Raw genomic sequence first — 20,175 nt, 5'->3', positions numbered from 1 at the left:
CAAGAGAGCGGCCATGTTTTCCATCACCATGTTGCCCGAACTGGGACACTTCCTGCTGATCCTGGGCGGTAGTTGTGCCTTGTTTGGCGCCTTGCTTGCGCTGCTCAAATATCGCAACCCAGGTATCGAATGGCCACTGCGGCCACTGCTGCTGGGGCAAGCGCTGGGACTGACAGGCGCCATACTCCTGCTGGCATTGGCGTTTATCCTCAACGACTTCTCTGTGGCTTATGTGGCCAACAACTCCAATTCGGCCCTGCCGCTGTTTTATAAAGTGGCCGCAGTTTGGGGCAGCCATGAAGGTTCTTTGCTGTTTTGGATGACAGTAATGGCATTATGGGCCTGGCTGGGGTTGCCGACGCGCTCGCGAGATCAGAACTATCTGTTGATGTTGCACGGTAGCTGTTCGGCGATTCTCTGTGGCTTTGTCTTTTTTATGTTGCTGTACGCCAATCCCTTTGCCCGCCTGCTACCGGAAGTGCCGATAGAAGGACGCGATCTCAGCCCCATGTTGCAGGACATAGGCCTTATCCTGCACCCGCCATTGCTGTTTCTTGGCTATGCAGGCCTTGGGATCTGTTTTTGTATCGCGCTGGCATTGCTTGTCAGCCACAAGTTCAGCGCCGCCCGCCTTGGCAAGCTCAAGCGCCATCTGCTGCTGACCTGGGTGTTTCTAACCGCGGGTAATGCCCTCGGATCCTGGTGGGCCTATAACGAGCTGGGCTGGGGTGGTTGGTGGTTCTGGGATCCGGTGGAAAATGCCGCCTTTATTCCCTGGCTGGTGACCACAGGCGCGCTGCACTGCCTGTTGATCAAAAACCACAACCCTTTGGCCCAGCTCTCGGCCCTGGCGCTGGTGTTGCTGGGCTTCAGCCTGTGCCTGCTGGGCACCTTTATTGTGCGCTCCGGCATTATTCAGTCTGTGCATGCCTTTGCTGCCGATCCCGAGCGCGGGGTGATCATTCTATTGCTGTTGCTGCTCTACGGAGGCGCCGGTTTCAGCCTGTTTGGCCTCAGATGTCGCCATCACTGGCAACCGGGCAAGCTGGCACCACTTGGCCGGGACGGTCAGCTGTTGCTCGGCAGCCTGATCTTGCTGACCATGGCGCTGACGACCCTGCTGGGTACCCTTTACCCGCTTTTCTATCAGGCACTTGGCCTGGGAAGCCTGTCGGTAGGGGCGCCCTACTTCAATACTCTGTTTGTGCCCATGTTGGCGCTGCTGCTCTTGCCCCTGGCGCTAAGCACCCTGCCCCATATGGCGCCAAGGCGCCTGGGGCTGCTGGCGCTGGTCACTGTAGCTGCGACCGCTCTGGCGCTGTTTTTCGAGGGCAGCCTCGACCCTTGGCTACTGGCGGGCGGTGCAATGAGCCTCTTTCTGCTCTGCACCCTGCTGCTTTATCTATTGCCGTTGGGCCAGATTGCCGGTAAGCGCCGCAATATTCCCATGTTGCTGGCCCACACCGGCCTTCTTGTCAGCATCATGGGTGCTACCGGAGTCAGTTGTTTCGAGCAGCACTCTTTGCTGCGTATGGGCCCGGGCCAAGGCAGTATTCTGGGCGACTACACCTTTATCTATGAGCAGACCCGTTTGCTGGACAAGCCAGCCTACCGCGGTGAACAGGCAGTAATTCGGGTTGAGCGCAATGAGCAACTGCTTACTTACCTCTATCCGGAGCGTCAGGAATTCAACTCCAACGGCATGTCGCTGTCCCAGGCTGCCATCTATCGCGGGGCCTTTGGCGATCTCTATGTCTCCATGGGCACCCAACTGAGTGATGAAGAGTTTCTGGTACGTCTCAGCATCAAGCCGCTGGTGAGTTGGATCTGGCTCGGCGGTGGTTTGATGGCCATTGGCGGCCTACTGGCCCTCGGAAGCCGACGACGCCTGCTGCAAACCGATGTATTAACCGCCTCAGGGAGACTTCAACATGATTAAGCTAATGCTGCTTGGATTATGGCTCAGCTTGGGTTGCGCCGAAGCCCAGGCGACCGACATGGATATTGCCCGTCTCAGCATAGATATTTCCAAGGAACTTCGCTGCCCCATGGCCACCAACCAAAACCTGTTTGAGTCGGAAACCGCCATTGCCAGCGAGCTCAAGGCGCAGATCTATCTGATGCTGCAGCAGGGCAAGAGCCGGGAACAGATACTCGACTTTATGGTGGAACGCTATGGCGAGCAGATCCGTTATCAACCCACGCTGAACGCAGGTACGGCGCTGCTGTGGTTGGGGCCAGTACTCTTGCTGCTTGTGCTCCCCGGCGTGTTGTTGTTTTTCGGCCGCAGCAACAATCAATCCCCTCACGATCAGGAGAATCCATCTTGAGATCCTATTTGCTTCTATGTCTTGCCCTGTTGCTGCCGCTGTCGGCCCAAGGGGGCATAATGCAGCACAAGGCTTATCACACAGGTGAACCTGTGCCAAACAAGCCTATGATTATGCGTGAATTTGTTGAAATGCAGCACGCCAGAAAGGTGGCAAAGGTGACCTTTGCCGATCTGCAGGGTAATCCCAAAACCTTGGCTGAATATCAAGGACGTTTGGTGCTGCTGAATCTATGGGCCAGCTGGTGCCCGCCCTGCCTGCGTGAGATGCCGGCACTGGCCAAGCTGCGCAGTAAACTGCAGGGCAGCAGTATTCAGATAGTGCCGCTGTCGATAGATGAAGATCCGGCTGCTGTGGCCCCTTTTCTGGCCAAGCATGAGCTCAAGTTGGATGACAGCTGGATAGACAGCAAGAAAGAGATAGAGAAGATCATGCCGGCCAATGTGGTACCGGCAACTTATGTGTTTGATCCCAATGGTAACTTAGTCGGCTTTATCCGTGGCTATCTGGACTGGGATGACCCGGATATCGCCGACTATCTGTTGCGCTTTGCCGCCAAGTATCAGGCGCTGGCCCAAAGCAAAGTGCCACAGTAAACAGTGCAACCGTCCCGGAGCATCTCCCAAGTCACTCCGGGCCACCTTAGGGAAGGTGCGAATAAGTCCTCTTGGCACTCTGGCTTGCACAGCAATTGGCGTTCAAGGCATCTGACTGAAGGCATGCCGGGGCCTGTCAAAGTCGGATAACGCAGAAAGCCGGTTGCTGTGCAAGCCCCGAAGGGCGTGGCTTACAAGCCTGCCTGCTGTGTTGTGCTTCTTGCAAAGGACTAGGGCCATTTGCGGCGAACCACGCCTTGCATTCAGACCTGTAAGCCGACGCAGAGCACACATGGGACTTGTTCGCACCTTCCTTAGGCAAATCTCTCCGCCATACTTTTTGCCCGCTTTCCCGTCACGCACGCCAATTTTTGTCGGGAAAGCCTTTTTTCTCAGAAACGATCGAAAGTCACTTCCACCGGAACGCCCTCAATCGCCAAAGGCAGGCTCTGATGCAAAGCAAGCGTGACCTTGAGTGCCGGTTTGTCACCATCGAAAGGACCGGACAGCTGCTTGGGCACCTTACCCACCAATTCGGTCGGTTCTTTAATTTCGGCGCGGATCCGGGTTCCATTGGGGAGTTTGACATTGGCCTGCTGTCCCTGAGCAACATAGTTGAGATACTTGGGCGCCAGATAACAGACCACCACAGGCTGTGCCCGCCCCGACAGCCAAAGCATAGGCTGCTGCTCGGCTATGGTTTCCCCCTGCTGCACCAAAACATCGGCTACCCGGCCGGCAAACGGCGCCTGTATGGTCAACTGCTGGCGTTTGGCCTGCAGCTCCGCAAGCTTAAGCAGCAGGCTGTTGCGACTCTGGGCTATCACCCCCGCCTCCCGCTCCTGCTGCTGCAACTGCCTTTGCTGCAACAGCTCGGCCCTGGCCTGCTCCAGGGCCATTCTGGCACTGGTATGGGCCTGCATCACCGCCGCCATATCTGCAGTGGGAACCACCCCCTGCTTACGAAATGACTCGAACTGCGACAATAGTTCATCCTGACGCTTTACCCCCTGCTCGGCCACCAGCACCCGTTGTTCCAGTTGCCCCAGAATAGCCAGATCCTGCTCCAGCGATGGCGGTGTCAGCTCGGCCAACTGGCGCTGTAACTCGTCAATGCTGGCGTCCAGACCGGCATCGGCTATGCGCCCGAGCGCCTGACCGGCATCGACCCTACTCCCGGGTTGTACTGAAAGCTCCAGCAATCGGCCCTTCTGCATTGCCCGCATTTCCAGCGGCTCAGAGGTCAGTATTCCCGGTGCCAGCACAAACAGGCTGGGGCGCAGCAACACCCAAAGCAGCAAGACCACAGGGGCGATAACCAGCAACAGTAGCAGATACCAACGCCATTTCATTCCGCCCCGTTTTGCCGGGGCATAGTCCACCTTTAAACCTTGATCCCGGGTGGGTTGTTGCGCCTTGGCAGCCGCTTGATAAGTCACTTTCACTAAAATTTTCTCCCGCGTTTCAGCACCCACCAGGGAGCCATGGAACTCTCTTCATGTGAGCGTCTGACCATTTCATTAAGCAAGGCAAACAAGCAGATACTGCGCATAAACAAGGCGTAGAAGGGATAAAGCGGCAACCAGAGCAGCAGCTTCAGGTCCTGACGTGGCCGCTCGGAAATCGCTACCAGTACCAGCAGATAGAAGAACAGCAAGAATCCCAAATATCCCAGGTAGATGGTCAGGGCAATGGTTGTCAAAAACTGCCAGGGGTACGCCAGTGCTATCCCTAAGCTGTAGAGCAGGATGACAAAGGGCATCAGCACGTTTTGCAAGAAGCCGTAGACCAGAGTAAAGGCGAAGGTGGCGCCCCCCAGAAGCCCGGGGGTAAAGGCCGGCCAGTGCTTGCGAAAGTAGAGAAACAAAAGGTCGCCATCCCAACGTAATCTTTGCCAGACAAGCGTCTTGAGATCCATGGGGGCATCGGTATGCCCTATGGCCAGCGTGGCAAAGGGAATGCGCCAATTGGGATGACGGCCGAAGTACTGTTTGAATCTCAGCGTCAGATCCAGATCCTCGGCGGTATGGGTATCCCAGCCGCCGATTTTGACCAGCAAGTCACGGCGAAAAGCGCCGAATGCTCCTGAGATATTGTTGAGCAGATTCCAATGCCCAAGACCGGTCTTGCCGCCTTGCATGGAGATCAAATATTCAATCGCCTGCATCCGGGTCCACAGCGAATCATCGACATTGCGCACCCGCAAAGAGCCACCGACTGCCGGCACGTTGGGATCGGCGAACAGCGGCACGATTTGGGAAACCATATCATTGTCGAACGAAGTGTCGGCATCGGCATTCATTACCAGCTCGCCGCTGGCCCTGGCCAAACCGGCATTCAGAGTCGAAACCCGGCCACCACGTTGCCACTTGGGCAGCACGATAATCTCCCGCCCCGGGCGGCGGCATTGTGCCGCTGCTGCCTTGGCGACCTCGAAGGTTTCGGCGTTTTGCACCGCGCCGTCAACCACGGCAATAATCTCCATCTCCCCCGGGTAGTCCTGTTCGGCCAAGGTGGCTATGGTTTGCCGCACCGCTTCTTTCTCGGCATAGCAAGTAATGATGCAACTGACCTTGGGTCGATAAGCCTTCTCAACCTTGGGGCGGCGGAACGTTTGCCAATGCCAGCCGATGACGCCTGAGACCACTATCAGCATCAATGGCATTTCGTAGAGAAAAATCATCGGCACCAGCCAGAGAAACAAGCTGACGTCTGTCGCCAGGTTGTGCCAAATATCCAGGCTCATAAAAGCCAGGGTATTGAACTCACTCACCGTCCAATACCTCGGCCTGCTGCAGACGGCTGGCTAACCAGGATTCAACTTCGGCACCAAGTTGTTGATCCGGCAGGCTGACCGCCTTGAGCCTTAACCTCAACTCTCCCTCTGGCACGCTGTCATTGAGCCGCTGTAGTTTTTGCTTCAATGCCGGTAACTGTGACTCGCCAGTGTAAGGCAATAGTAACAAGACGCCTTGGTCATCATGACTGCTACAGGCATCGGTCACCCGAACCAGGCTCAACAAGCGCTGCTTGAGAGCATCGAGCAGAGTCAAGGCGCGGGCTTCTCCGCTGCCGGCCAGATTCGGCGCCAACGCCTCCAGATCCAATACCAACAACAGGTGCTCATGACCATGACGCAGTGCCAACTGATTGTGCCACTGCAGTAACCAGAGGAAGTGAGCCCGGCTCATCTGTTCGCCAAGCGCGGCAAACAGTTGCTGCTGAACGCCATGGCACACCAGTTCCCTTCCCTGCTCCGCCAGTTCAAAGTCAGAGATGCGACGTATGGTTAGCTCGTCCGGTTGATGTCCATGACCACAGTGCAGACAAACTGCCTCGACCTTGGCCTCCAAAAACAGGCTATTACAGCTATTGCAGTGTTGGTTTTCTATTGGTCTGTCATAGTCGACACCTATATGCCGCAGCCGCTGCAAACAGTTAGGGCAACTGAGTCCGCCACTGCGACTGAAGGCTTGCTGACTATCCACATGACCACAGTTAAAACAGTGCAAACTGGTCTGCATATCAATTTCTATACTGCGGCACTGGGGACAGAGATCGATATAGTTGAGGTGCCCTGAGTGGCACTTGCAGCATAGCCTGACTCTGTCCTTCAGCTTGGTGGGTGCCAGCCAATGCCGGTTCAATAATTTATCCAACAGCAGTTGGCTTGCCTTTGCTGACCCCGTCAATAGCTGCAGCAGTGGATACTCATAAAGATGTGGTTTTTCCGGCGTAGCCACAGGTTGTAAACGATATTCAGGAAATAACCACATAAAACTCAACAGCCGATAACTGACATCATCCTGGCTGGGTAATTTAATTAAGCTCTTCCTTTGCCAATAATTTTCCAACTCTTGTTTGAAGTCAGGCTGAAATAAACCATTGGCCAGATATTCAGAGAGAGGGCTTGGCGTTATCACTTTGATCATGGCCATAAAGCTTGATGGCTGGCATCTCAGCTGAATCAGCGCTTGGTCCTGAGCTTCAGCCGGCAGGTTCAGGCAGATGACTTCATAATCAAGACCGGCAGCCAAGAAGTCACTAACATCATTAAACACTTCAAAATCAGTGCTATAACTTTCTGAATTTCGAAAGCCAATCCAACAGGGGATGGCCTGTGCCTCAACACTGATATCGGCTCTGGTAATGGACATATAAATCTCGGCAACGACAAGCCCGCCAATGAAAGATGAAAACATCCTTGGCGAAGTTTGTACGAATCAATTAGAATCTATTTTTAAGCGGTGGAGATTATATAACCAAAAAAAACAAAACCGCCAATATTTTGACGAAAAAAGAGAGCCTGCCACTTTATTATTCAGAACAACTCATAATTAATTATATTTAAAATAAAACTCTGAAATATACTTAATTATCCCTAAACAATATCCTTCTTTTTATCTCCAAAAGTATCAAACTGTATCCTTCAATTCAGTTTCAAAACCATCCACTTTTATATCCTGCTGTTTGCCACTGATGGGATCGATAAAGCGCAAGCGACAAGCCATCAGCTTGAGGGGCTTATTGAAATTATCTTCGCTCCTGGGTTGCAGTTCGGGGTAAAACCTGTCGTTCAGCAGTGGCATTCCAAGACTCTGCATATGCAGCCTGAGTTGGTGAGTCTTGCCGGTAATTGGACTCAGACTGAACAGCCCCATATCGCCATTAACGGCGATGAGACTGATTTCCGAGTGACTGTTGGCCTCACCCTCTGCCAAGCGCATAATAAAACTGGGCTCGCCCTTGATGAGGCGATTTTTCACTGTCCAGTGCAGCGGCAGGCTAAGTTCGCCAGTTGCCAATCCCGCCTGAAGCTCAGGTGTCAGCCGCGCCAGCGCCTGGTAGTCCTTACGTATCTGGCCTTCACGGAACAGAGCATGATAGGCATGCCGGGTTTCGGGATCGGTGGACATCAGCATGACTCCGGCCGTTTCTCTGTCCAGCCTGTGCGCCGGCGCTATGGTTTCTATCCCGGTTCGGCGCCTTAACCTATGCACCAGGCACTCGTTGACATAGTTGCCGCTGGGAGTCACAGGCAAAAAGTGCGGTTTGAACACCAGAATGCTGTGCTCGTCCTGAAACAGGATCCGCTCTTCAAAAGGGATCCGGGTTTCTTTGGGGACTTCACGGTAATAGTAGACCCTGGCGGTAGGCCGATAAGGGGTATCAGCCTGGATAGGCTCACCATTTTGCCAGTGTACCTTGCCGGCAGCGACCCGTTCACGCCAGACATCGGCATCGATGCGCCTGAAATGGTCGATAAGAAAGGCCAAAACAGTGGCTTTGTCGGTCACATCCCTTGGCAAGACTACATAGGAGGGCTGTGCGGCTCTGTCTGTTTGGCTCATAACTCTTCCGGCAAAATAAAAATGGCGACTCAGGGCCGCCATTCTACTCTATCTACCTTAAATTATTCGAGGCAGGTACACTCAAAGCTGCTGCTGAACATGGGACTTAATCAACTTGAGCACAAAGTCCATGGTCTTGTGGCAATCAGGTTGATTCAACAACAGCTGTTTGTCCTTGTTGTATAAGGGCAAAACTTCCAACCAACGCTGGCTAACCCAAGCGGCATCATCCAGATGCACTTCTGATGAGTAGAGCCCGCGCAAGTCCGGGTTGACCTCATAAAACTGCTCCAGCGCCGCGCTGATAAGGGTGAACTCGCCCCGAATAGGCTCCTCGGCCCAGTTGGGACAATCCATGACCTCGGCCAGCCAGCGGCCATCTTTTTCCTGTTTGGCGGACAGGACTTTGACCCTTTGCTTGCCTTCCAGGGTGATACTCAGCGAGTCATCTTCCAACTGATTGAAGTCGATGAGCTCGCAGCGAGTGGCAATGGGGAAACTGGGCGGCATGGCAACGCTGTTACGCATTCCGAAAGCCAGCGGATATTTCCCCTTCAGGACATCGGCCACCATGCTCAGGGTGATGGGGTCAAGGATCCTGATCTCAAGCCGTCCACCTGGCAACAACAAGGCATCATAGGTCAGTAACGCCATTTCCTGTGTATGCATAGCAACCTCCTTCCCCTCGGGGAGTGAGTAACCGAAAGCGAACCTGAGGTTCAACATTCGCTTTAAAGTCTAGCAGTTGCTGAAATTACATCCATTGGCAATTTGGGCTAGTCCTTAGGTCTGCTAATGAATTAGACAGGCGTTGAGTGGGTTTTGTTGCAAGCTTGCTTACAGAGGCTCCAGCCTTTGGGCTATCCTGCCACCGAGAAATACCTCGGCAAATTCATCAGCCAATCTGTTACTCATATCGGCGGCGCGGCGCCAATATTGAGTACGACTGGCGCTATCCAAGGTTTCAAAGTCCTTGCGATCCGGAATTTTGCCATAGGGCAACGAAGCGACAAATTCCTCGGTGGGAGCCAACACCAAAGCATTATGATAACGGCGCTTGGCCCGGCGCCATGGCAGGGATTTATCGAACCATCCCGGCGCCATATGGGGATAAAAATGCGGATACAGGGTCAACCCCGGCGCCCGTGACAGCGGCAGGTCGAAGTGGTAATCAGTGATGCCGCCATCATAGAAGTGCCCGCTGGTCACACCGCTGATTTCGGTTACCGGTGACAGCAGCAGTGGAATAGAACCTGTAGCCAGCAATACGGCTTCGATATTGTCACTGCTGAGCAAGGCGCTGTCTCCCGGGAGATCTTTCAACTGAGCGAAGGGGGAATCCTCTATGGCAGAGGCAAATACCAGACGCTCAAAGTGCCACCCCAAGGTGCGGCGACTGACAAGGTTGGTCATGGCGGTAGCGCCCAGGCCTGCCGCCAGCGCCAACTTGCTGCCGGCCCGGTTCAAGTGACGGGCGCGGCACACCACTATGTGACTGCGAATATGCGGCTGTTTGAGGATCTCTTCGGTGCCGCTTGAGCCTAAAATCCCGCTGACTATACCGCGGACCTGGCGGCTGACCTCTTCCCGGCTCGGACGGGTTTCATAGCGCTGGCCTATGTAGAGTTGTTCCAACCTTTGATAAGCCGCCAGCGGATCTGCCTGAGCCAGACAGGCCAAACGCCAGGCTCCGGATGAAGCGCCAAGAGTGTAAAGCGGTGTCTGCCTCTGTTTGAAAAACTCGCCAAACAGGTATTTGTCGAGCCCGGCAATCCCCAGCCATTTGGGACCACCGGACGCCGCCAGTAGTTGAGTAAAATGATCAGGCTTTAATCCCTGTTCCATCAATGTCTGATAGGCATCTGTACCGGCAAGAAATCGCAAGTTAGCCAAAAAGTCACTCCCTGAGCCGCAAAAGTCACAGGCAAGATACCGCAGCCTTGCACGGCAGCCAAGTTTGACTCAAGTGTGCCTGGCTTTTGCACTGCCAGAGTGTTCCCCTCTCCTCCCGGCGGCTCCGAAAAACGGCCGGGACGACTCAAGTTCAAACGCCCAAGAAAACACTCGTAAGGCAGATTTGAAAGTCAAGATAGTCATAAATAGGCTTTCAACTCAAAAACCACTGTATAAATAAAAGCGAAACAGCCAATTAAACCCCAAACAAACCCAATATTTCCCTTATATAACCCAAACAGCCAAAACCCCGGATAGCCAAGGTCAGGGAAAGGTTTCTATCCAAAAAACTAAATGTTTCTAGAACGCTGCGCTCTGAGTTATCACTTTTACGTCTAAATGCATCAATTGTAACAATGCTACTATCCGCGCAATAAAAATGCAGTTTTGAATCATTCAAGAGGTCGTATGCGCTTAGCTCTTATTTCACTGGCAGTGGCGAGTCAACTGACTGTTCCTGCCGTCTTTGCTGCCGAAGAGCAGCCCAGTATCGAAACCATCTCCGTCATAGGTTCACGTATCGCCCTGCGAACCGCCACCGACAGCGTGGCACCGGTCGATATCATTACGGCCGAACAACTTGAAGCCACTGGCATGACGGAAACCGCCAAGGCGCTGCAGTTTGCCGCACCTAGCTACAGCTTCCCCTTCTCCTCGGTCACCGATGGCTCAGATGCCGTGCGTCCCGCCAGTCTGCGCGGCCTGTCACCGGACCATACCCTGGTGCTGGTTAATGGTAAACGCCGTCATGGCTCGGCACTGGTCCACCTCTCAGGGACTGTGGGCAAGGGCTCGTCCAACGTCGACTTGAACGCCATCCCTATGACGGCCATCAAACGCATCGAAATTCTCCGTGATGGCGCTTCGGCACAGTATGGCTCTGACGCCATAGCCGGGGTGATCAACGTAGTACTCAAAGACAACAGTGAAGGTGGCATGGTATCGGCCCAAGCCGGTCAAACCTATCAGGGTGATGGCGAGCAATGGCGTGTCGGCCTCAACCACGGCCTCAGCATAGGTGACACTGGCTTTGTGAATCTGTCGCTGGAAGCACATCACAAGAACAGCACCAATCGCGCCGGTTTGGATCCGCGTCAGCAATATCCATTGCTGGCCGATGGCAGCCCGGATCCCCGCGAAGAAACCGTTAACCGCAAGAATCACCATGTGGGTGACGCCGAATATGACAACCTGGGGTTGTTTCTCAATGCCGCTCAGGAGTTTGCCAATGACAGCAAACTGTACGCCTTCGGTGGCTTGAGCCAGCGCGAGACCCGCTCCGGCGCCTTCTTCCGCCGTCCACTGGATAGCCGCAATGTTGCCGAAATCTATCCCGATGGTTTCCTGCCGCAGATAACGCCCAAGATCACAGATCAGTCTCTGCTGCTGGGTTATGAATTTAACTTGGGCGAGTGGCAGTTGGATGCCTCGGCCGGATACGGCAAGAACCGCTTTAAGTACCGGGTTGAGAACACACTCAACGCCTCTTTGGGCCCCGGTAGCCAAACCGAATTCGACGCAGGTACCCTGTCCACCGAAGAGTGGAACCTGACTCTGGATGCCTCACGTTACTTCGACTTTTACAATGACTCAGAGCTCCTGGTCGCTGTAGGCACAGCCTGGCGCCAGAACGCTTATCAGGTGGAAGCCGGAGAGCAAGCCTCTTATATCAATGGCGGTTATCAGAACAAGGCCGGCGGCAGCCAAGGCTTTGGCGGCTTTACCCCAGAATCGGCGGTAGATGAGGATAGAGACAACATAGGTGTCTATCTCGAGGTGGAAAACCAACTGACCGACGACTTCTACTGGGCCGCCGCGGTGCGCTATGAAGACTATTCCGACTTTGGTGACAACACCAGTTGGAAGCTGGCCGCCAGATACGATCTGACCGACAACCTGGCACTCAGAGCCACTGCCAACACAGGCTTTCGCGCACCCAGCGTGCAGCAGTTGTACTTCACCAATATCTCGACCCTGTTCAACCCGGATCCCGTGACAGGCCAGCTGGTACCGACCGAGTCGGGCACCTTCAACAACCTGTCTTCCGTGACCCAGGCGCTGCAGGTAGGCAAGCTGCAACCCGAGTTGTCAGAGTCCTTCAGCCTGGGTTTGGTGTACACCAATGATTCCGGTCTGGCGGTGACTCTGGATGCCTATCAGATCAGCATAGATGACAGAATCGTGCTCTCCAGCTCACTGACACCGGCCGACTCCCAGGTGGTGGCAGATGCACTGGCCGGTACCAACGCCGAGTCGGCACGCTTCTTTATCAATGCCGTAGATAGCCGCACCCGAGGTGTGGATCTGGTGGTGACCCAGGACTTTGATCTCGGCAGCTATGGCGATCTGCGCGCCAGCCTGGCCTATGCCTACAACGACACGGAAATTCGCGATATCCATCTGCCAAACCTTCTGGATGGCCTGGAAGATCAGCTGTTTGACCGTATAGAGCAGACCCGGATGACCAAGGCCAACCCGAAGAACACAGGTAACCTGGGGCTGACCCACAGCCTGGGCGACTTCAAGACCAACCTGCGCCTGAGTTACTTTGGCCCCTACACCATAGGTTACTCACGTGAAGACGTGGAGTACGACGGTAAGTTCACCGTGGATCTGTCGCTGACCTATGCGGCCACAGATAACCTGAGCTTCACCGCCGGGGTGCAGAACCTGTTCGATACCTATCCGGAAAAACGCCCGGACGACAACAACTTCAACGGGATCTTCGTCTATCCATTGACCAACACACCTTTTGGTTTCAACGGCGGTTACTACTTCCTCGAAGCCAGATACAGCTACTGATTTACCGGAAAACACATTTGCAGGGAAACATGGGGGCCAGCGATATCGCTGGCCCTTGTGCTTTTTGGCGCTGATCCCCCCTGATATCGGCCGCTTGGCAACTCAAGCGCCTGTCAGGCGCCTGCAGCTTCTCAAAGAGATCAAACTTCCAGCAGGAATGCTATTATACTGAGCCAACCCCTTTCCCCAGAAGATACAAAATGATAGTGGATACTCTGGCCAACCGTGGCCATTACCGAGTGCTGGGCCCGCGTATTCAGGCTGCCCTGGATTATCTGGCCGCAACAGACTTCAGCCAACTGGCCCCCGGCAGCTATGAACTGGATGGTAAAAAGCTGTTTGCCATAATCAACGATTACCACACCAAGCCCAGAGAAACCGAGCCATTCGAGGTACATAGACGCTATCTGGACGTGCAGTATGTGGTCAGTGGTGAAGAGGAGTTTGGCTACCTGCCGCTGGGAGCCCAAACGCCCAGTCGCCCCTATCATGAGGCGCACGACTATGCCGAGTTTGATTATCAATCCAACCGCGAAGCCGCGGCATTTATCCCTTTGAAGGCCGACATGTTTGCCATCTTCTTCCCCGGAGACATGCATATGCCGGGTACGCTGGCCAAAGCCGTTGCTGTCCGCAAGGTAGTCGTAAAAGTACTGTTGGATTAGAAGGCCACTTGCAGTAAAACGCCCGCGATTGCGGGCGTTTTTGGGTCTGTGGTTTACTTATCGTCTTGGGTTGTGGGCTTGCAAAGCATCTCCTCGGCGCCATAACCCCAGGTCACCCTGGCCTCGCCCTGATGCTCCCAGAAGCTGTAGTCACCGCCCTGATACTTGGCGCCGCTGCCGCTTGGCACACTGAACATCAAAATGCTTCTGTCGCCGCGCTCGGCAATCATGGTTGCCGGCTCTGTCTCGAAAAAAGTAGTCACCAACTCATTGGCCGGGTTGCCGTCACAGGCAAAGAATACCGGGCCGCTAGACACCACCAAATGATAACGGGCCTGCAGTTCCACTATCCGCCTTTGATATGAATCCTTGGTACATTGCAGCTTGTCTTCACTCTTCCAACATTCGTTGCGGCCCTTGATCCAGCCGCGCTGCTCGGCCTTGAGCAGGGGTGGCTGTTCATTGACCGCCTTGTCACTGGCCTTGGCATAAACCTCGGCCAGCTGCTGATCCAGCTTGGCAAGCTCTGGCTCCTGACAAATAAGCATCTCTATGCTGGAAGCCCGCTCGCCCAAGGCATTGCAATCAAATGTCGGCAGTTCCCGCTCTGTTGCCTGGGGCGAGGTTGAACCACCACCTGTAGCCAATGCGGCGGCAACATCCTGGCTGTTATCCAGTGTCTGCTGCCCGCAGCCACTGAGCGTCGCCGCGGCGACCAACGCCAGTAAAAGCCCTGTCCGTGAAACTGTCCCGAAACTCATTTTTGCTCCTTAATCTTCTCGCTAAACCTACTCGCGGATGCCTAAGCCTAGTCTAAAACCCCGCGCCTGTCCGCTGGCTGAATTAAATATCAGATCAATGAGTTGGCTATTAAGCCTTATCGACAAAATCCTGCAATGCCTGCAGGTTGGCAATTTTCAGCAAGGCACCCTGTTTAATGATCAGGCCCTTGTCGATAAGCTCTTTTACCGCCCTGCGATAGACCCGGCCTGAGGTACCGAATCGCTCCGCCTCCTGATCCGGGCTGCCACAGGAACCCAGCATCACCTCTTCGTGTTGACGCCTGAGCAGATCGAAAGCGATGTTATAGCTGATGGGGTGCAAGAGCCTATTGGTGTAGATGTCCAGCGAATCCTGATAATCCCAGGCCAGGGCGCTGGCAAAGAAGAAGGTAAATTCGGGTTGTTGCAGCAGCATCTGCCTGACTTTCTTCAGGCATAACTGGCGGATTTCCATCGGCTCTTCGGCCACCACACTCCACTGACAACTGGTGGCGGTAAAGAACTCCATCTCACCGAAAAGGTGCCAGTCGCAATCCAGCTCCCCCAATTGAAACCTGCGACCGTTGACGGCGCAGATATTCATCGACACCCGGCCTTCGGACACCAGGCACATATGGGTCAACTCCCGTCCCTGAGACAAGAGATCTTCACCGGCCTGCAGCAATTGGCTCTGGCCGCAGCACTCGAGCATGGCGTCGCAAAACGCCTGGTGAGACTGCTTTAGATGCGCACTGAAACGCCCGGTGCTGTATGGTTGCAGCTGCATAACAACAAGATCCCGTAAAGATGATGGCTCATGCTAGCCCATCAGCCTTACGGGCACAAACTTCAACAACAGAGCGCCTCCAGCGCCGCCAAAGACGCCAGCTTTTCCCCCTGCATCATGGCGATATCGGCGTCGACATACTGGTTGATACCCTGTTGTACATCTTCGCCATACAAGACCACATTGTTGAGCACCGCAGCCACTTCCAGGCCTCTCAGGCGGCCAAGCGTCAACAGCACGGCAGTTTCCATGTCGGCCCCCAAGACTCCGAGTCGATGCCAATGACGGCAAATCTCCAGCTCATCATCCCGGTAAAAACTGTCGTGTGAGCGCACTATGCCGGAGTGGAAGCGGCAATCGCGGCGCTGCAAATAAGCCGCCATGGCATTGATAAGCTGCCGACTCGCCAGCGCCGGATAACCGGGCGGCGCATAACAGCCGGAGCCACCGTCATCGCGCACCGCGGCCTCCGCCAGAATCAATTCGCCCAAGGCTATCTGCGGTTGCAGCGCGCCGGCGGAGCCGACCCTAATGACACGGCGGGCGCCACACTGATACAACTCTTCCAGGGCGATAATCGCCGATGGTGCGCCTATGCCTGTGCTGCAAACAGTGACAGGTACGCCTTGGTAAAATCCGCCCATGCTGCGAAACTCACGGTTCTCTGCCAGCAACCGGCCATCGTCCAACAGCGCGGCAATCCGATTGACCCTTTGTGGCTCGCCGCAGAGAATCACCCGCTCACTCACCTGCGCCGGAGACAGACAGATATGCGGCTGTTTATCGGCACTCATCAGCAAGCCTCCGCCGGACGGCTGCCATTGTCTTTGGCGGTACGCATCCACTGACGGGTGCCGTTAGCGGCAATAAACAGCAGGATGATGTATTCAATCGATAGGGCATAAACCCCTTGGGCGGCATAGATGCCGACACTGACCACATTGATAAGTACCCAGAGGATCCAGTTCTCGACATATTTTCGGGTCATCAGAATTTGCGCCACCACAGACAGCACTGTCATCACTGAATCCCAGAAGGGGAAGGCATCCGGCTCCAGCACAGGCTGGGCCAGCCCGGCACCAAACAGGTTGAGCGTATCGACACTGACCTGGGCAAAGAGAGCAAATACCGGGTCGATATAGACAGTCATCAGGCCGATGCCCAGCACTGAAACCGCCGCGGTAAAGGCCAGTTTCTGCTTCGACAGCCAACGCACCTTGAGGGTGTCGCCGGTTTGCTGATCCGGCCGGGTCCAGGCATACCAGCCATAGAGATTGGCGCAGAAGAAAAACAGCTGCAGCAGCAAGATGCCGTAGAGCTGTATTTGATAAAAAATAATCGCAAACAGAGTTACATTAACCAATCCAAACAGATAGTTAATCGTTTTTTCCTTGCTGGCGAACCAGATACAGAGCAAACCAAATACTGTGCCCACGGCTTCAATCCATGACATGGCATAGCCACTGCCAATGGGAATGTTCACCAGGGTATTGTTGATATCAAACCAAGCGGCAATATCCATCATCTATTCCTTGCATTATTGTGTTTTGCGCCCATGTAAGCAGATGGCAAAGCTCAAGTTAAGGACATTTGTCCACCTTGGCTGATTTAAGTCACAGCTCACTCTTGTGTGGCGCCTTCAGCACTGAAGCTGTGCCCTGACGCAGATGTTCACAATGGACATTTTCCGCTTTCGGGATTCGCTTTTTTCGATTCGGCAACATTGGGCGCCATGTAACATTTTGGTTAATTCACTCAAGTCAGATGTGACTCAGTTCACTGTCCAGGGCTGGGCTAGCCCCCATGATGCGGGCATACCTTAGAAGCATTTAACCAGCTATGAAAGATATAAAACGACTGGACTATGAATTAATGCAGGTGCTGATCGCCATAGATGAGCACAGAAATTGTCAAAATGCCGCCCATGCTTTGAGGATAAGCAATTCCGCCATCAGCAGGCACCTCAAGCAGCTCAGGGAAATTTTTGATGACACCTTGTATATCCGCCGTGCCAGTGGTTTTATTCCCACCCATAAGGCAAGCCAGTTGCTGCCCATGGTTCAGGACCTGTGTCAGCGCTATCAGGAATTGGAGAATCAGTTCACCGAGTATCAACCGGCCAAGTCACGGGAGCACTTTGTTATTTCCGTCTATGATGACTTCAGCCCCATTATTCACAAAATACTCAATAATAAGGTGCGCCCTTTCGCACCTGATATGAGTTTTGATATTCGAATTCTGTCCCACGAATACACCACAGAACTGGAAAACGGCAATATAGATATTGCCGTGATGTCAGAAAGCTATACCGGCGCCCATTTACAGGGCAATCTATTTGCCGAAGTGAGAAACCTATATTTATTGGGCAACCGTAAACATCCTTTCTTACAGGATAACGTGCAGGTGACTTTAGAAGACCTGTTCAAATATCCCTATTATGAGATGGATAATTTCTGCGACTTGCCCGAGCCTTTAATTGTCTCTGCAGCCAGACGGCGCAACCAGGAGTGTGTCATCGCCGGCTCTACGGGGAGTCTGGCCAGCCTCGCCAGCGTATTGCTGGACATGCCTTACTACTCCATCTCCTGCAATCTCTTTACCACAGATTATGTTGCCGGTTTTCCCAATCTTATTTATAGAAAACTGCCCCTCGAAATAAGCCAGACCCTATTGAGCGAAATAAACACCAACAGAGATATAGGCCATTATGTCGTGGTCAGTGATCTAAATAAATCACAGGCCAGAGACTGGCTTAAGGAGGTATTGGTCAGAGAACTGAAAAGCGAATGGAACCTTAGAAAACCCAACTCATAACAAAAAGTCTCCCGGAATGAAAAATGGCAAGAGTCCGCTCTTGTCAGGGGGAGCTATTACCTAAGGGATAACAAGATGAAACCAAGAATACTGAATATGGCCACATATTCGGCAGGGCTGGCTGCGCTCCTTTGTCTGCTGGGGCAAGGGGTTCAAGCGGCAGGCAGCTGCCTGAATTGTCACAGTGATCAAGCCAAGTTACAGGCGCTGATAAAGCAGCATCAGCTGGAAAAAGAGTCGCTCTCCGTCGAGCAACAATCACTGCAACTCCTGGTAAGCCAAACAGATATGGGTAGTCACGCCGAACTCGGTTGCCGTGACTGCCACAGCAAAGCCGACAAACCAGAGGGCAGAGCCTGGCACCCAGGCGTTCTGGCCGATCCCAGTGCCGATGGCGGCAGTGTCTGTGGCGACTGCCATGGTGAGGAGATGATTACCAACTTCCGCCACTCACTGCACTTCACTGTCAATGGTGTCGCCAAGGGCTTGATGGAAAGGTTACAGCAGACCCCAGAGCAGGCCCAGTTGTTTGAACAGATGCATAACGGCGAAGAAGGCTGCGCCAGTTGCCACGCAACCTGCGGCCAGTGCCATGTCAGTGCTCCCGACTTCGCCGGTGGCGGCCTTTTGAATAAGCACGCCTTTGTCGCGACTCCGGATCCGGTCAAAACCTGTGAAACCTGCCACTATGAAAATGCCGAGCAGCACAAAGAGCAAGATGTGCACGTCACCAAGCACGATATGAGCTGTATCGACTGTCACAGTGCCCAGCAGGAATTCCACGGTCGGGACATCAAGCAGATCCCCGAAGGCAGACTCTACAGCGAAGGCCCGGACAGCAACAAGGCCGGCCCTTACGAGCAGACCCAGAAACGCGACATAGTAGCGGTGAAATGTGAAGACTGCCACCAGGATAAAGTCGCCGATCACACCGAACTTCTGAGCGGCAAGGCATCTCCCATAGATCACAATGCCAAGCTGAAGTGTACCGCCTGCCACACCCAGCCCTACAGCAACTGCTTCGGTTGCCACCAGGATGACACCTTATCTGTGGGCAACTGGCAGAGTCTAAAAACAGCCGAGACTCCGGAGCAGAACATCAAGCTGGGGCTAAGCATAGCCAATGATAAGAACAGCAAATTGATCCCGCTGAGCCATTCGGCCGGGATCAGTATCGATGCCGGGGTCAAGGTGGATCTCAAAGATCCGGCCACCAAATCCTATTGGGTGCCCTTTTCTACTCACTTTACCGCCAAGAACCCTCTGGCCACCAAGCAGGCACGCGAAAGTGGGCGCATGTGTGAAAACTGCCACAACACTGATGAGGATATCTTCCTCAAAGAAAGCGATTTGCGCTTGGGAGAGACAGATCCCGTCTCCGAAAGCCAATGGATAGTCCCTAAAGAACGTTTACCCAAACACTGAGCCCAGGAGCCGAACATGAAACATAAGATGATAATCAGTTTACTGCTGTGCGGCCTTGGCAGCATGCAATACGCGCAGGCCCAGGAAAGCGCCTTTCAGACCTCAGGAGTGATCATGGGGCTGAGCAACTATCTGTGGCGTGGCCTGACCATCAGCGATGACAAACCCTCACTGCAGGCCGACCTCATGTTGGAGCATGAGACAGGTTTCTATGCCGGAGTCTCCTTTGAAACCTATAGGTATCAAGGTGATGAGGGCATAGAGAAGGATTATGAAATCGACTACTACGCAGGTTACTACCTGACGGTCAGCGACGAGTTGGGCTTTGGCTTCAATGCCATGCGTTACACCTATGGCGACAGTCACTCCAATCTCGAATATGCCCTATCCATGGATTACAACAGCTTAAACTTGGCGCTCAACTATGATCAGGACTTTGAAACCTGGTACAGCGAGGCCAACTATGCGCTGCCGCTGGCGCAGTATGGCGAGCTGGTTATCCATGGCGGCTATTACTTCGATGCCGAAACAATGGGCTTTGAAGATAAGGGGGAACTGCAAGACAGCGCCTACGATTTGGCGCTGCGCTACAGCTATCCCTTGTTGTCACAGCTGGATCTACTGCTGGAAGCCAGCTATCAGGAGTTTGAGCACGACCACTATATGATAGGACTCGCGTTCAACTTCTAAT

General features: G+C 53.9%; 18 protein-coding genes. 8 read left to right on the top strand and 10 right to left on the bottom strand.

All coding sequences use genetic code 11. The features are described from left to right. Positions 1–13: 13 nt before the first annotated feature. Genes HCX89_RS13345 through HCX89_RS13335 form a run of 3 tightly spaced genes read left to right on the top strand, consistent with a single transcriptional unit; the run spans position 14 to position 2,926 of the window. Positions 14–1,939, top strand: coding sequence for a heme lyase CcmF/NrfE family subunit (locus HCX89_RS13345; protein ID WP_167716362.1), 1,926 nt, complete (start codon positions 14–16; stop codon positions 1,937–1,939). Beyond that, entirely contained in the window at positions 1,932–2,330 is a 399-nt protein-coding gene (locus HCX89_RS13340; RefSeq protein ID WP_044733603.1) for a cytochrome c-type biogenesis protein CcmH, read from the top strand. The genes HCX89_RS13345 and HCX89_RS13340 overlap by 8 nt, the downstream gene beginning before the upstream one ends. Then, a complete protein-coding gene (locus HCX89_RS13335; protein WP_025009291.1) occupies positions 2,327–2,926 on the top strand; it encodes a TlpA disulfide reductase family protein in 600 nt (199 codons plus the stop codon). The genes HCX89_RS13340 and HCX89_RS13335 overlap by 4 nt, the downstream gene beginning before the upstream one ends. Before the next feature lie 392 nt (positions 2,927–3,318). On the opposite strand, the gene HCX89_RS13330 is transcribed toward HCX89_RS13335, so the two are convergent. The 6 genes from HCX89_RS13330 to HCX89_RS13305 form a co-directional block, all read right to left on the bottom strand. After that, the gene (locus tag HCX89_RS13330; protein WP_167716360.1) at positions 3,319–4,371 is read right to left on the bottom strand and encodes an HlyD family efflux transporter periplasmic adaptor subunit; all 1,053 of its coding nucleotides are present in this window, start codon (positions 4,369–4,371) and stop codon (positions 3,319–3,321) included. Continuing rightward, entirely contained in the window at positions 4,371–5,699 is a 1,329-nt protein-coding gene (locus HCX89_RS13325; protein WP_044733601.1) for a glycosyltransferase family 2 protein, read from the bottom strand. The genes HCX89_RS13330 and HCX89_RS13325 overlap by 1 nt, the downstream gene beginning before the upstream one ends. Beyond that, a complete protein-coding gene (locus HCX89_RS13320) occupies positions 5,692–7,083 on the bottom strand; it encodes a hypothetical protein (protein WP_167716358.1) in 1,392 nt (463 codons plus the stop codon). The genes HCX89_RS13325 and HCX89_RS13320 overlap by 8 nt, the downstream gene beginning before the upstream one ends. Before the next feature lie 258 nt (positions 7,084–7,341). After that, on the bottom strand, positions 7,342–8,277 hold the full coding sequence (locus tag HCX89_RS13315) for a pseudouridine synthase (RefSeq protein WP_167716356.1): 936 nt from the start codon (positions 8,275–8,277) through the stop codon (positions 7,342–7,344). Positions 8,278–8,358: 81 nt separating this feature from the next. Continuing rightward, entirely contained in the window at positions 8,359–8,946 is a 588-nt protein-coding gene (locus HCX89_RS13310; protein ID WP_025009287.1) for an LON peptidase substrate-binding domain-containing protein, read from the bottom strand. Between the two features lie 168 nt (positions 8,947–9,114). Beyond that, complete coding sequence (locus tag HCX89_RS13305; protein WP_167716354.1) at positions 9,115–10,170, bottom strand: alpha/beta hydrolase; 1,056 nt, start codon at positions 10,168–10,170, stop codon at positions 9,115–9,117. Positions 10,171–10,638: 468 nt separating this feature from the next. Here HCX89_RS13305 and HCX89_RS13300 point away from each other — a divergent pair, with 468 nt between their 5' ends. Next, a complete protein-coding gene (locus HCX89_RS13300; RefSeq protein ID WP_123115587.1) occupies positions 10,639–13,032 on the top strand; it encodes a TonB-dependent siderophore receptor in 2,394 nt (797 codons plus the stop codon). 200 nt (positions 13,033–13,232) lie between these two features. Beyond that, positions 13,233–13,697: a YhcH/YjgK/YiaL family protein gene (locus tag HCX89_RS13295; RefSeq protein WP_167716352.1), complete on the top strand. Its 465-nt coding sequence runs from the start codon at positions 13,233–13,235 to the stop codon at positions 13,695–13,697. 53 nt (positions 13,698–13,750) lie between these two features. Here the strand turns inward: HCX89_RS13295 and HCX89_RS13290 are convergent, their stop codons facing one another. From HCX89_RS13290 to pnuC, 4 genes are all read right to left on the bottom strand, one after another. Continuing rightward, on the bottom strand, positions 13,751–14,458 hold the full coding sequence (locus tag HCX89_RS13290) for an MliC family protein (protein WP_167716350.1): 708 nt from the start codon (positions 14,456–14,458) through the stop codon (positions 13,751–13,753). Positions 14,459–14,567: 109 nt separating this feature from the next. Then, complete coding sequence (locus tag HCX89_RS13285; RefSeq protein WP_167716348.1) at positions 14,568–15,245, bottom strand: Crp/Fnr family transcriptional regulator; 678 nt, start codon at positions 15,243–15,245, stop codon at positions 14,568–14,570. A gap of 62 nt (positions 15,246–15,307) precedes the next feature. After that, on the bottom strand, positions 15,308–16,039 hold the full coding sequence (locus HCX89_RS13280; RefSeq protein WP_167716346.1) for a nucleoside phosphorylase: 732 nt from the start codon (positions 16,037–16,039) through the stop codon (positions 15,308–15,310). Further along, the gene (gene pnuC, locus HCX89_RS13275; RefSeq protein WP_302476694.1) at positions 16,039–16,770 is read right to left on the bottom strand and encodes a nicotinamide riboside transporter PnuC; all 732 of its coding nucleotides are present in this window, start codon (positions 16,768–16,770) and stop codon (positions 16,039–16,041) included. Before pnuC ends, HCX89_RS13280 begins: the two co-directional genes overlap by 1 nt. A 314-nt stretch (positions 16,771–17,084) precedes the next feature. Between pnuC and HCX89_RS13270 the strand changes: the two genes are divergently transcribed. The 3 genes from HCX89_RS13270 (at position 17,085) to HCX89_RS13260 (ending at position 20,174) form a co-directional block, all read left to right on the top strand. Then, the gene (locus tag HCX89_RS13270) at positions 17,085–18,059 is read left to right on the top strand and encodes a LysR family transcriptional regulator (RefSeq protein WP_107110202.1); all 975 of its coding nucleotides are present in this window, start codon (positions 17,085–17,087) and stop codon (positions 18,057–18,059) included. Between the two features lie 75 nt (positions 18,060–18,134). Beyond that, a complete protein-coding gene (locus tag HCX89_RS13265) occupies positions 18,135–19,484 on the top strand; it encodes a hypothetical protein (RefSeq protein ID WP_167716344.1) in 1,350 nt (449 codons plus the stop codon). 15 nt (positions 19,485–19,499) lie between these two features. After that, on the top strand, positions 19,500–20,174 hold the full coding sequence (locus HCX89_RS13260) for a TorF family putative porin (protein WP_037474246.1): 675 nt from the start codon (positions 19,500–19,502) through the stop codon (positions 20,172–20,174). Position 20,175: the final 1 nt, after the last annotated feature.

Source organism: Shewanella sp. Iso12 (genome assembly GCF_012030025.1).
GTDB classification, from domain to species: domain Bacteria; phylum Pseudomonadota; class Gammaproteobacteria; order Enterobacterales; family Shewanellaceae; genus Shewanella; species Shewanella algae.
Note: the sequence above shows the minus strand (reverse complement) of the source record. Positions and strands in the feature narration are given on the sequence as shown.

Excerpts from the sequence above, each read along its gene's own strand:
- HCX89_RS13290 (WP_167716350.1), bottom strand. The coding sequence starts at position 14,458 with ATGAGTTTCGGGACAGTTTCACGGACAGGGCTTTTACTGGCGTTGGTC.
- HCX89_RS13320 (WP_167716358.1), bottom strand. The coding sequence starts at position 7,083 with ATGTCCATTACCAGAGCCGATATCAGTGTTGAGGCACAGGCCATCCCC.
- HCX89_RS13310 (WP_025009287.1), bottom strand. The coding sequence starts at position 8,946 with ATGCATACACAGGAAATGGCGTTACTGACCTATGATGCCTTGTTGTTG.
- HCX89_RS13260 (WP_037474246.1), top strand. The coding sequence starts at position 19,500 with ATGAAACATAAGATGATAATCAGTTTACTGCTGTGCGGCCTTGGCAGC.
- HCX89_RS13270 (WP_107110202.1), top strand. The coding sequence starts at position 17,085 with ATGAAAGATATAAAACGACTGGACTATGAATTAATGCAGGTGCTGATC.
- pnuC (WP_302476694.1), bottom strand. The coding sequence starts at position 16,770 with ATGATGGATATTGCCGCTTGGTTTGATATCAACAATACCCTGGTGAAC.
- HCX89_RS13340 (WP_044733603.1), top strand. The coding sequence starts at position 1,932 with ATGATTAAGCTAATGCTGCTTGGATTATGGCTCAGCTTGGGTTGCGCC.
- HCX89_RS13315 (WP_167716356.1), bottom strand. The coding sequence starts at position 8,277 with ATGAGCCAAACAGACAGAGCCGCACAGCCCTCCTATGTAGTCTTGCCA.
- HCX89_RS13345 (WP_167716362.1), top strand. The coding sequence starts at position 14 with ATGTTTTCCATCACCATGTTGCCCGAACTGGGACACTTCCTGCTGATC.
- HCX89_RS13265 (WP_167716344.1), top strand. The coding sequence starts at position 18,135 with ATGAAACCAAGAATACTGAATATGGCCACATATTCGGCAGGGCTGGCT.
- HCX89_RS13285 (WP_167716348.1), bottom strand. The coding sequence starts at position 15,245 with ATGCAGCTGCAACCATACAGCACCGGGCGTTTCAGTGCGCATCTAAAG.
- HCX89_RS13280 (WP_167716346.1), bottom strand. The coding sequence starts at position 16,039 with ATGAGTGCCGATAAACAGCCGCATATCTGTCTGTCTCCGGCGCAGGTG.
- HCX89_RS13295 (WP_167716352.1), top strand. The coding sequence starts at position 13,233 with ATGATAGTGGATACTCTGGCCAACCGTGGCCATTACCGAGTGCTGGGC.
- HCX89_RS13300 (WP_123115587.1), top strand. The coding sequence starts at position 10,639 with ATGCGCTTAGCTCTTATTTCACTGGCAGTGGCGAGTCAACTGACTGTT.